The sequence below is a fragment of the Nonomuraea solani genome (assembly GCF_900108335.1).
GTDB lineage: Bacteria > Actinomycetota > Actinomycetes > Streptosporangiales > Streptosporangiaceae > Nonomuraea > Nonomuraea solani.
In genome coordinates, this window is the sequence record NZ_FNVT01000005.1 from 154,606 (window position 1) to 165,974 (window position 11,369).

General features: G+C 70.1%; 13 protein-coding genes. 7 read left to right on the plus strand and 6 right to left on the minus strand.

Features of this window, described 5'->3' with window-relative positions:
* Positions 1-16: 16 nt before the first annotated feature.
* From C4V41_RS20415 to C4V41_RS20425, 3 genes are read right to left on the minus strand one after another with little or no spacing between them, the layout of a single operon-like run.
* Entirely contained in the window at positions 17-250 is a 234-nt protein-coding gene (locus C4V41_RS20415; RefSeq protein WP_103957499.1) for a helix-turn-helix transcriptional regulator, read from the minus strand.
* Positions 251-292: 42 nt separating this feature from the next.
* Positions 293-1,147, minus strand: a complete 855-nt coding sequence (locus C4V41_RS20420) for an ABC transporter permease (RefSeq protein WP_103957500.1) — start codon at positions 1,145-1,147, stop codon at positions 293-295.
* Complete coding sequence (locus tag C4V41_RS20425; protein WP_103957501.1) at positions 1,144-2,058, minus strand: ABC transporter ATP-binding protein; 915 nt, start codon at positions 2,056-2,058, stop codon at positions 1,144-1,146. The genes C4V41_RS20420 and C4V41_RS20425 overlap by 4 nt, the downstream gene beginning before the upstream one ends.
* 140 nt (positions 2,059-2,198) lie before the next feature.
* On the opposite strand from C4V41_RS20425, the gene C4V41_RS20430 reads away from it, so the two are divergent.
* Genes C4V41_RS20430 through C4V41_RS20440 form a run of 3 tightly spaced genes read left to right on the plus strand, consistent with a single transcriptional unit; the run spans position 2,199 to position 5,854 of the window.
* Positions 2,199-3,830, plus strand: coding sequence for an SPFH domain-containing protein (locus tag C4V41_RS20430; RefSeq protein WP_103957502.1), 1,632 nt, complete (start codon positions 2,199-2,201; stop codon positions 3,828-3,830).
* Complete coding sequence (locus C4V41_RS20435) at positions 3,830-5,071, plus strand: SPFH domain-containing protein (RefSeq protein WP_103957503.1); 1,242 nt, start codon at positions 3,830-3,832, stop codon at positions 5,069-5,071. Before C4V41_RS20430 ends, C4V41_RS20435 begins: the two co-directional genes overlap by 1 nt.
* Positions 5,072-5,080: 9 nt before the next feature.
* Positions 5,081-5,854, plus strand: a complete 774-nt coding sequence (locus C4V41_RS20440) for a sporulation protein (protein ID WP_103957504.1) — start codon at positions 5,081-5,083, stop codon at positions 5,852-5,854.
* A gap of 84 nt (positions 5,855-5,938) precedes the next feature.
* Here the strand turns inward: C4V41_RS20440 and C4V41_RS20445 are convergent, their stop codons facing one another.
* Positions 5,939-6,727 (minus strand): class I SAM-dependent methyltransferase, encoded by a 789-nt coding sequence (locus tag C4V41_RS20445; protein ID WP_103957505.1) that lies wholly within the window; start codon positions 6,725-6,727, stop codon positions 5,939-5,941.
* A 158-nt stretch (positions 6,728-6,885) separates the two neighbouring features.
* On the opposite strand from C4V41_RS20445, the gene C4V41_RS20450 reads away from it, so the two are divergent.
* From C4V41_RS20450 to C4V41_RS20465, 4 genes are all read left to right on the plus strand, one after another.
* Positions 6,886-7,926, plus strand: coding sequence for a hypothetical protein (locus C4V41_RS20450; protein ID WP_235030266.1), 1,041 nt, complete (start codon positions 6,886-6,888; stop codon positions 7,924-7,926).
* On the plus strand, positions 7,923-8,540 hold the full coding sequence (locus tag C4V41_RS20455) for a hypothetical protein (protein WP_103957506.1): 618 nt from the start codon (positions 7,923-7,925) through the stop codon (positions 8,538-8,540). Before C4V41_RS20450 ends, C4V41_RS20455 begins: the two co-directional genes overlap by 4 nt.
* Positions 8,541-8,550: 10 nt before the next feature.
* Positions 8,551-9,351 (plus strand): inositol monophosphatase family protein, encoded by an 801-nt coding sequence (locus C4V41_RS20460; protein WP_103957507.1) that lies wholly within the window; start codon positions 8,551-8,553, stop codon positions 9,349-9,351.
* A 119-nt stretch (positions 9,352-9,470) separates the two neighbouring features.
* Positions 9,471-9,713 (plus strand): hypothetical protein, encoded by a 243-nt coding sequence (locus C4V41_RS20465; RefSeq protein WP_103957508.1) that lies wholly within the window; start codon positions 9,471-9,473, stop codon positions 9,711-9,713.
* 4 nt (positions 9,714-9,717) lie between these two features.
* On the opposite strand, the gene C4V41_RS20470 is transcribed toward C4V41_RS20465, so the two are convergent.
* Positions 9,718-10,155 (minus strand): MmpS family transport accessory protein, encoded by a 438-nt coding sequence (locus C4V41_RS20470; RefSeq protein WP_146103719.1) that lies wholly within the window; start codon positions 10,153-10,155, stop codon positions 9,718-9,720.
* A 41-nt stretch (positions 10,156-10,196) separates the two neighbouring features.
* Positions 10,197-11,369, minus strand: a complete 1,173-nt coding sequence (locus C4V41_RS20475; protein ID WP_235030267.1) for an ArsB/NhaD family transporter — start codon at positions 11,367-11,369, stop codon at positions 10,197-10,199.

The window sequence follows — 11,369 nt, forward strand, 5'->3', positions numbered from 1 at the left end:
CCACCGACATAATCCGTCAGGCCGTACGCTCTCCTATCCGCGGGAACGGGGTCGTGGAGAAGATGACCTCCACGGGCACCTCGAAATGGTCGGCGATGCGCAGCGCCAGATAGAGGCTGGGGCTGTATTCGCCGCGTTCGAGATAGCCGATGGTCTGGTAGTGCACTCCCAGGGCGTCGGCCAGCTGCCTGCGGGTGACGCCGCGTTCGGCCCGCAGGAGTGCGATGCGGTTGTAGACGGTCTCAGACATCGACACCCATCTTCTCAGCATGACCAGGTGGGAACGGCGGCATCAGGTGATGCGCTGCATCGCGCGTACCCGGCGCTGCTCCATGGCCGAGCCGGACTCGCGCCTGGCCATCCTGCGCAGGACGGGCGGTGCGAGCAGCAGCGCCACCACGGTCCACGCCACCAGAACGGTGAAGGTCAGCGTCGTCCGCCAGGAGCCGCCCAGCTCGGCGGCGGCGGCCGCGTCGGGCAGCATGCCCGAGCGCATGGCGAGGCCCAGCCAGTACACCGGGAACGCCTGGGCCAGGCCCTGCATCCAGCCCGCCAGCGCCGAAATGGGATAGAAGATGCCGGAGATGGAGGTCACCGCCCCGATGGTGAGCATGGCGATCCCGGTCCCGGACTGCGGGTTGGGCGACAGCGCGCCGATGATCGCGCCCAGCGGGAGCGAGAACAGGATGCCCAGCACCGTGACCAGGGCGACGACGAGCCACCCGCCGGGCGGGATCTCCCGTACGGCGGGCACGAGGACGACCCCGGCCACGGCGATCAGGAAGATGCTGGCGACCGTGGAGACCGACAGCGAGACCACCCGGCCGACCAGGTAGCCGACCATGCCCTGCGGCAGCGCCTTGGCGCGCAGCAGGGTGCCGTCCTCGCGCTCGACGGACAGGGCGCCGATCGCGCCGAGCAGCGAGCCGACGGCGATCATGAGGGCGAGCACGCCGGGCAGCGTGGCGGCGGCCAGGGACACGTTCGTGCCCGGCACGGTCGCGTCGCGCTGCAGGTAGAGCACGAGGATGAAGGCCGCGGTGCTGATCACCGTGAACGCCAGGTCCGAGACGCTGGTGAGCTGCTGCTTGAACTCGATCCAGCCGCGGCTCAGGCCGAGGCGGGCGGCGTGCAGGACGGGGTTCACGCTTCCTCCCTCTTCACGATCGTCATGTAGCTGTCCTCCAGCGTGGCCCGCCGTACCTCCAGGTCGCCGATGTCCCCGCCGTACTGCTCGAACAGGCCGCGTACGAAGCCGGTGGCGTCGTCGGTGGCGTGCACGAAGTGCTCGCCACCGCGGCTCCAGCGCACCTGGGCGTCGCGTGAGACCTCGCGGGCCAGCCTGTCGGGGCTGCCGTCGGCGACGATCCGGCCGCCGGCCAGGATGAGGATGCGGTCGGCCAGCTTCTCCGCCTCGTCCAGGTCGTGCGTGGTGAGCAGGATGGTGGTGTCGTCGAGGTCCGACAGGCGGTGCACCAGGTCGTGGAAGTCGCGCCTGGCCTGCGGGTCGAAGCCGGCGGTCGGCTCGTCGAGGAAGAGCAGCTCCGGCCGGCCGACGATGCCGATGGCGACGTCGAGGCGGCGCCGCTGGCCGCCCGACAGCCGGTTGATGCGCTGGCCGGCGTGCTCGGTGAGCCCGACCGCCGCGATCAGCTCGGCGGTGTCGAAGGGCCGCCGCTCCGGGAGCGCGTACGGCTCGTAGTAGCGGCTCAGATGGTGCAGCAACTGATGCACCCGCCAGCGCCCGTGGTCGCGCCAGGACTGCAGCACCACCCCGAGGCGGGCCCGCCAGCGCTCGCCACCGCGGGCCGGCTCGGTGCCGAGCACCCGCACGTGCCCGTCCGACGGCTTCCTGAAGCCCTCCAGGATCTCGATCGTGGTGGTCTTGCCGGCCCCGTTGGGCCCGAGTAAGGCGATCACCTCACCGGGCTCGATCGTGAAGTCGACACCCCGCAGGACCTGCTTCTGCCCGTAGGCCATCCGCAGGCCGTTCACCTCGATCGCGACCCCCGCTTTGGCGTCTTTTACGTCGTCCAACGCCTCTCTTGCCACCGCCATTGATCCTCCAAGTAGTAGGTCTACTACATCAATAGCACACCTACTACAAAGAACAATAGATATGTGACATCCCGTTGCAAGCGAACAGTAAGTCACACCCGATACGGTCGGATTCGCCTGTAGCGGAAAAGGAAGGTTTCATGTCACGTCCCAGAGAGGCACTCATCCAGGCAGGTCAGGGCATAGCCCAAGCGGTCGCCCAAGGGGGTGATGTACGGCAGGCGATGGGACAGGCCATGGGGCAGGCGATGGACCAGGCCGGCCAGTTCTCGGGCCAGTTCGCCGGCCAGGCCCGCGGCTTCGCGCTGAACCCCCACGACTTCGCCGCGGCCCGCGACGGCGGCGCCTCCATCGGCACCCTCATCGAGGCCAGGACGGCGTCGCTCAACGAGGCCGGCGAGATCGTCAACCGCAGCTTCGCCGAGAACGGCATGCACGTCATCTCCCCGGTGGTGATCCCCAAGGGCAGCACCGCCAAGGTGATCGTGCCGCTGGGCATCCTCGTGCTGCTCGGCCTCATCGGCGCGCTCGGCAACGTCATCCCGAGTGCGGAGGTGGTCTTCGGGCCGCACTACTGGGTGGTGCTCGTCCTGGCCGCGGCGTTCCTGTGGTGGCGGCGCAGCGTGGTGATGGTGCCCGAGGGCTGCAAGGCCCTGATCACCCAGTTCGGCAAGCTGGTGCACATCGCGGACCCGGGCCGGGTGACGCTGTTCAACCCGTGGAAGCGGGTCAGCTACATCGTCAACACCACGCGCGAATACCCGTTCAACGCGCCGATCAGCGAGGCCCCCACCCAGCAGGGCGTCAAGGCCAGCGTGGACCTGTTCCTGCAGTTCAGGATCGAGAACCCGGCGGAGTTCATCTTCGTGCTCGGCTCGGTCAGCGGCTTCCAGTCCAAGCTCCAGAACGCCATCAGCGAGGTCACCCGCTCCCTGATCTACGCCCAGCGGGCCGAGGACATCTACGACCTGGTGGGCGAGAGCACGCTCGGCATGCTGGAGAGCCTCAACCAGCAGTTCCTGCCCGCCGTACGGCTCACCGACGTGAACATCACCCACGCCGAGCCGTCCAGCCAGGAATACCGCATGGACCTGGCCGCGCCCGAGATGGTGCGCGTCGCCAAGGAGGCCTACACCTACGAGTACGAGCTCCAGCTTCGCAAGGAGCAGAACGAGGGCGACCTCATCAAGGAGCTGGCCGGGCTCCAGGAGACGCTGAGCGCCATCCAGGCCGAGATCGCCGGCTACCAGGCCCGCATGGACACCGCGCTCGAACGCGCCAGCCACCAGGCCACGGCGCAGGCCAGGCAGCGCCTGGTCGAGGCCGAGTCCACGGCCAACGCCAACTCCGCGCTCCTGGAGGCGCAGGCGCTGGACATCAGGGCGCTGTCGGCCGCGGAGGCGCCCGAGATCCTCGACTACCGCTTCCAGCAGGACCTGCTGGCCAAGCTGGAGTCGGTCGCCACCAGGCTGCCGCAGGTGGTGCAGGTCGGCGAGCACACCGACATCGACTTCCTGGCCCTGGCCCGGCAGCTCGTGGGCGGCGAGGGCGCGGAGCTGTTCTCCGCCGACGACATGGCCGCCATCCGCGGCAGGCTCGACGTGATCGCCACTCGCGTGCGCGACCGCGAGGACGAGATCGCCGCGCTGCTCAAGAAGGCCGTCGCCGACGTGACCGAGGCCCCGGCGACGCCGGAGCCCGACTCCGATCTGGAGTCGACCGTCGAGCGGCTGCTGCCGGGCGGGAAGCACCACGGACAGGGTGAGGGCTGATGAGCAGGGAATTTTCCAAGATCAAGGAGTCGCTCGCCTCCTGGGGCGAGATCCGCCAGCTCCTGCGCGGCGGTGAGCAGGGGCAGCTCGTGCCCGTCGTGATCCCCAAGGACCGGCGCGGGTTCGCCTGGATGGCGCTGGTGTTCCTGGGGCTCTACTTCGCCGGCATGGCCGCGCTGACCGACCTGACCGTCATCGCGGCTCTGGTGGCGCTGTTCTTCCTGGTCGTGGCCGCGGTCACGATGTGGCGCAAGGCCATCATCGAGATCGAGGAGGGCACCACCGGCGTACGCAGCCGCTGGGGCGCCATCACCGGCACGCTGCCGCCGGGCCGCCACTACCTCTGGCTGCCGTGGGACCGGGTGGACGCGGTCGTCGACACCTCCACCGAGATCCCGTACTCGGCGCCGATCGTGGCCTGCCCGACGGCCGAGAACGTGCCGCTGAAGTCGATCGAGTTCTTCCTGAAGTTCCGCATCGTGGACCCGGTGGCGTTCGTCCGCACGATCGGCGCGGGCAACTTCGACCTGGTGCTGTCCAGCGCGGTGCAGGACGCGATCAGGCAGCGCAGCCGCCGCGTCAACACCGAGCGCGCGTACGACCTGCGCGGCTCCGACGTCGGCGACATGCAGGACGCGCTCAACCGCCAGCTCGGCCGGTACGGCGTGCGCATCACGGGCGCCAACATCCCCGACGTCCAGTTGCCCGACCAGTACCAGCAGCACCTGGCCACGCGCGAGAAGGTGGCCAAGGAGCTGTCGGCGTACGAGCGCGAGTGGGAGCTGACCCGCAAGCGCCGCATCGACACCCTGCTGATGGAGATCGAGCGCTCCAAGAAGACCCGTGACGCCCGCGTCGTCGAGGTCAAGGCCGCCCACAACAACGCGCGCAAGAACGTGGCGCGGATGCTGGAGGAGCAGGAGACCGAGGCGCAGCGGGTGACGTGGGAGATCGAGGCGCGCGGCCGGGCCGACCTGACCTCCGCCGAGAACGAGGCCAAGGCGCTGCGGCGGCTGGCCGAGTCGTACCGGGACAACCGGGCCGTGCTGCAGTACGAGCTGGCCCGCAAGCGCCTCGACGTGGGCGCGAAACTGGCGGAGAATGCCCCCCAGCCGCTGGTCGTACGCACCCAGCAGGGACAGTCGGACTCCGCGCTCTCAACCCTCATCCTGGCCCAGCTGCTCCCCCGCATCTCGGGCACGGGAACAGGCCAAGTGAACGGCCACACACCTTCCGCATAGGAGAACCCCATGGTGTTCCGCAAGTTGATGGCCGCGTTCGGCGCGGGCGTCGAGGTAGACACGGTGCTGACCAACACGGGCGTGCGCCCGGGTGAGCTGCTGCGCGGCGTCGTCCACTTCCGTGGCGGCAACTCCGACTACAAGGTCGAGGGCATCCACATCGACCTCACCGCCGTCGTGGAGGTCGAGCAGGGCGACAACGAGTACAAAACGACCTACAGCTTCCTGCGCCAGCAGGTCGCGGGGATGTTCCAGCTCGCGGCGGGCGCGCAGCACCAGCATCCGTTCGAGATCGCGGTCCCGTGGGAGACGCCGATCAGCGCCATCGGCGGGCACCCGCTGCACGGCATGCGGCTGGGCGTCCAGACGGAGCTGGCGCTGGCGGGTGCGCTCGACAAGGGCGACCTCGACCCGCTGTTCGTCAGCCCGCTGCCGGCCCAGGACCATGTGATCGGGGCGCTCGACCGGCTGGGCTTCCAGTTCAAGAAGGCCGACCTGGAGCGCGGCACGCTGTACGGCTCGACCATGCCGTTCTTCCAGGAGATCGAGTACTACGCGGGCGGCCAGTGGCGGCGCCACTTCAACGAGCTGGAGCTGACGTTCATCGCCGGGCCGCGGCAGATGGACGTCATCCTGGAGGCCGACAAGCGGGGCGGCTTCCTGAGCTCCAGCCACGACTCCTACAACCGCTTCACGGTCCGCTACGACGACCCGCCGCAGTCGGCGGACGCGGCCCTGCAGCGCGGCCTGGAGCAGATGGCCCGCCACCGCGGGTGGTTCTGACCTTCCGGTGACGGGCGGCCGCTCGGGCCGCCCGCCACCGTGATCCGTCGGTCGCGGCCGTCGGCCCCGTCGGCCCCGTCGGCCTCAGGCCCGCGACACCGCCAGCAGGTGCCCGCTGACGCCGAGGAGCGAGGGCTCGCTTTCGAGGCGGCGGGCGGCGGCCAGCAGCAGTTCGCGGCGCTCGTCGTCGTCCAGCCAGTCGTCGACGTCCCCGTACAGCCAGAACGCCCCCTCCAGGCCGTAGCGGAGCGGCTCGGGCAGGCCGGCGTCGGCGAACTCGGCGAGGATCTCCTCCGGGTCGTGGAAGTAGCCGCGGAACCCGGTCTCCGTCCTGGTCGAGACCATCATCCCGGTCTCGACGGAGTGATAGTCGGCCGCCCTTTGCGTGTCGTCCAGCAGGGTGCCGTGGTAGACGCTGTCGTGCAGGCCCGCGTACCGGCTGATGAAGGCCGCGGCGACCAGCCCGCCGGGTCGGACGGCGCGGCGAGCCTCGACCAGGGCGCGCAGCCGGTCGGCGCGTTCGGGCAGGTGGTAGAGCGGGCCGAGCAGCAGCGCCGCGTCCGCCTCGCCGTCGGGGACCGGCAGGTCGCGGGCGTCGCCGAGCCTGGCCCGTACGCCGGGCAGCGCCGCCGCCTCCTCGACGTGCAGCGGCACGGGTTCGATCAGCTCGACCTCGTAGCCCTCGGCGGCCAGCCACTCGGCGTGCACCCCCGTGCCGCCGCCCACGTCGAGCACCCGGGCGGGCGCCGGCGGCAGGACGCGGCGCAGCACGTCGCGCGTACGCCAGAACTCCAGGCGGTTGCGTCCCCGCCGCAGCCGGGTCAGCTCGCCGCCCCGCTGGTAGTAGCCCAGAACGTGCGGATCCATGATCATGTCTTCGGATCCTACAGATCGCCACAATCCAGACTCCAGGCAATAATTCGGAGCATTCCCCGCTACGAGATCGCTCCTTTGCGTGTGCTGGCCGTCGCATGGCGCGGTCGTTACCATGACCTCGGGAACTGAATGATCGTCGGACGGCGGGGCGAGCGATGGCACGGTTCATGGCGGCGTGGAAGCGGACCGCCCCATGGGCGGCGCGCAACGCGGACGGCGCCATCGCGCTCGGGCTGGCCATCGTGGTCGGCGTGCTCGGCGTCATGCCCCCTGAGATCTTCGGTGCGAAGGGCACCGACATCCAGCGGCAGCTCGTGACCGCCTCCACCCTGGTGATCATGGCTCTGGTGGCCACCGCGCTGCTGCGCGACCGCGCCCGCCAGGCCCCGGTCGAAAGGACGATCACCTCGGGGGCGCTGGCCGAGCTGCCCGTGCGCCTGGCGCGCATGGAGGAGATCGAGACCCTGGTTCACAGCACCCGCAGGGCGCTCGACTCGCTGCAGCTCGTCAGGGTGCTCGGCAGCAGGCAGGAGATCGCCCAGTCCCACGCCGAGGCGCGCAAGGACACCAGCAGGTGGAGCTTCAAGGGCGGCACCGGCACCTACCTGCGCGCGGTCACGCTGCCCCTGTGCGTGGCGGCCGCCCGCAGGGACAAACGCCACCTCACGGTCAGGGTCGAGGTCGTCGACCCGACCAATCCGGAGGTGTGCGAGACCTACGCCCACTACCGCCGCTCGCTGTCCGACGCCCCCGACGGCACCGGCGAGACGTGGACGACCGACCGGGTCAGGAAGGAGTCGTACGCGACCATCCTGGCCGCCTTCTGGCACCGCCAGCGCTACGGCCTGCTCGACATCGGGGTGGGCCTGTCGTCCACGATGACCACGTTCCGCTGGGACGTCTCGACCACCCGCCTGATCATGACGGTCGAAGACCCCAACATGGCGATGACCGCGCTGGCCGGCACCTTCTACTACGAAAACTGCGACACCGAGCTGCGGCTCAGCTTCGAGCAGGCGCGGCGGGTGCCGCTGGAGAGGTACAAGAAGGTGCCGCTCGGCGACGAGCCCACCATCGAGGAGGTACAGGACCTGTTCGAAGGCATCGGGGTGCCCCTGCCCAAGTCCTACAACGCCAACGACGTCGTCGACATCGCCCGCAAGGCGCTGCGCGCCGTGGATCCCTATGGGCCATGAGCTACAGCGGCGTACGTGAGCTGTTACGCGGCGGCGAGGCCACGGCGTGGGCCCTGGAGGTGCTGGCCAGGCCCGATCTGAGCGCCGTACGCCATCCGCTCGGGTTCGTCTGCCTGCCGCTGGAGCGCGACGGCGGCGAAGGGGTATGCCTCCATCTGTGGTCCGACTCGCTCGCGCACGCCGAGAGCACGACTTCGCAGATCCACTGCCACAGCTGGGATCTCGTCAGCCACGTGCTCTATGGCCAGGTGCGCAACGTGCACGCCGTCGTCACCGACGCGGGCGCGGACGCCACGCACCGGGTGTTCGAGGTGGTCAGCGGGGCCGGCGGCGACCGCATCTCGCCCACCGGCCGCACCGTGCGGCACACCACGGGCCTGGTGGAGGTCTTCGGCTCCGGCGACACCTACACGCTGGCCGCCGACCGCTTCCACAGCAGCGTCGTCCCCGAGGGCGGCGAGGCGGCCACGATCGCGCTCGGACAGGGCCGGGCCGGTGGCCGGGACCTGTCGCTCGGGCCGCTCGACGGCGGCCCCCACCACGTGTCCAGGCAGCCTCTGGACGCCGGGGAGACGGCGCTGGCCGTCCGCCTCATCACCGCGCACCTGACCTGAAGGGCACCCGATGGACCTGGAGTACGCTCGCACGATCGCCGTCGAAGCCGCCGAGTCCGCGGGCGCGCTGCTCCTCGAGGGCACGCGGGGCGCCCTGGGGGTGCGGGCCAAGGGCGACGCGGGCGACGTGGTCACCGACCTCGACCTGGCCTCCGAGAAGCTGCTGCTGGAGCGCATCCTGACGGCGTTCCCGTCGCATTCGGTGATCGCCGAGGAGTCGGGGCTGGTCGGGGAAGCCGGCGGGCAGTGGACGTGGCTGGTCGACCCGCTCGACGGGACCAACAACGTGGCGATCGGGCTGCCCACGTACGTGGTGGGCGTGGCGCTCCTCCGCGACGGGCTGCCCGTGCTGGGCGTGGTGCACGATCCGGTCTCAAGTCAGACGTGGTCGGCCGTGCGGGGGCGCGGGGCCGTTTGCTCTTCAGGGGTACGCCTGACGCCTTCGTACGCGCCCAGCCCGCACGGCCCGCTGCTGGCCTGGACCCAGGGCTACGACGTGACCAGGGCCGACCCCGGCGTGCGGGCGCTGAAGTCCGCCCTGGAGCTCAGGGCCCGCCGGGTGCTGCAGCTCTGGGCGCCGCTGCTGGCCTGGGCGATGCTGGCGCGCGGTGACATCGACGGCTTCGTGGGCTACCGGGCCGGGGTGGTCGACCTGCCCGCCGGGGCGCTGCTGGCGCAGGAGGCGGGCATCGAGATCCGGGCGCTGGACGGCGGCCCGTTCGAGGAGCGCATCGGCGGCCCGGCCGAGGTGCGCAGCTTCGTGGCCGGGCACCCCCGCGCCATCCCCGAGCTTCTCGCCCTGCTGCGCTGAGGAAAACGCACTGAGGAAAACTCCGCAGATAATGTGTGTCCTTTGTCGATGAGTTCCGCCGCCGTTCGACGTCTATTTAGAGGGTGCCGAGAACGGCACCACGCGGAGAGGAGCCCGACATGACGAACACGACCGAGCTGGCGCAGGTGCTCTTCGCCACCGCTCTGCAGCCGTCCGACGAGCTGTCGTCGTACCAGATTCGCGCCGCCGTGGACGAGCGGTTGTGCGCGTGCGGCGGCGACGCGTCCTGGTGCGCGGCCTATGTGGCCCAGGAGGCCGGCGACCACCCCGAGACGTACGTGCGCCGGATGCGCTGGGCCCTGGACGCGGTCGCCGGCGCCTATGCGCTGGCCGCGGCCTGACCGGTTACTTGAGCTTGTACTGGCACAGGCCCTCACCGTTGACGACGACCTCGCCGTCCACGGTAATGCGGCATTTGCCGGCCGCCAGCCGGCCGTCGGCGGCCTGGGACGAGCCGGCCACGATCGACAGCGACCGTCCGACCTTCTGCTCGGCCTCGGTGAGCGCCACCTTGACGGTCTTGGACCACGGGAGCTTGGCGTTGTTCTCGGTGCCCTGCTCGTCGGCGTAGTACGCGATGGGCTGCATGGACCGGCCCTTGCCGAGCACCTCCAGCTTGACCGTCCGCGTCACCTCCCGCGCCGGGAGCGTGGACGCCTCGACAGCCTTCGGCGGGGCGCTGGACGCCGGGGCGGGCTGAGCGGCAGGTTCCGCGGCGCCGCAGCCGGTGAGCGCCACCGTTAGGGCAAGACCGAAAAATCCGTAGATGGTGGTTCTGGTCATGCTGCCTTATTGTCCCGGAGCCTGACCGGTGGTCAGACCGGTCAGGCGAGCTCGACCAGCGCCCACACCGTCGCCACCAGCCCCGCTACGGCCAGCCCCGCGCCGGTGAGCAGGAACTTGCGCATCGGCACCTTGACGTCGTGACGGCGGCACGACTCGAACCACAGCAGCGTGGCCAGCGACGCCCACGGGGTGATGACCGGGCCCACGTTGGTGCCGACCAGCAGGGCCAGCAGGCGGTTCTGGTCGGTGGCCGGGATCACGGTCTCGACGGCCTGGTAGGCGGGCAGGTTGTTGATCGCGTTGGACAGCCCGGCCCCGACGGCGGCCGTGCGGTAGGGGTCGCCGTCCGTGCCGATCATCCAGGTCATCAGGTCGGACAGGCCGTGCCGGCTGAGGGTGGGCACCACCAGGAACAGGCCGGTCACGAAGATGATGAGCTGCCACGGGACGAGGCTCCACGTCAGGCGCTCGCGGGCGCGCAGCAGGAAGGCGCCCGCGACGATGACCGCCGCCGCCGAGGCGGCGATGGCGACGTGCACCTCCAGCAGCAGCAGGACGATGAAGAGCACGCAGCCGGCGGACGCGGCCGTGAACAGCGCGCGGTCGGCGATCGGCTCCAGCACCGGCGGCGTGTAGCGCAGGTCGCGCCGCTCGCCGCGCCGCCAGTAGAACGCCCACAGGAAGATCATCGTCATGGCGATCGAGACGAGTTGCGGGGCCCACATGCGGGCGGCGAACTCCTGGGCGTCGAGGTCGATCTTGTTCATGCCGAGGAGGTTGGTCAGGTTGGAGACCGGCAGCAGCAGGCTGGCGGTGTTGGCCAGCCAGATCGTGGTCATCGCGAGGGGCAGGGCGGCGATGCGGGCCTTGGGGGCGAGGGCGAGCATGACCGGGGTGAGCAGGACGGCGGTCGTGTCCAAGTTCAGAAATATCGTGACAAATGACGCGAAGGCCGTACAAAGAAAGAAAAGAGCGGTGTAGTTGCCGCGCCCGAACACCGCCATCCGCGCCGCGATCGCGTCGAAGACCTGCGCTTCCTTGGTGAGCTCGGCCACCACGATGATCGCGATCAGGAAGATCAGCAGCGGGCCGATCTCCTCGAAGCTCGTGACCGCGTCATCCCACGGGAGCAGCCCGGTCGCCAGGAAGACCAGGCCCAGAACCAGCAACCCGACCCTGATGAGGTCGAGCACGCCAAAACGCCGCAACAC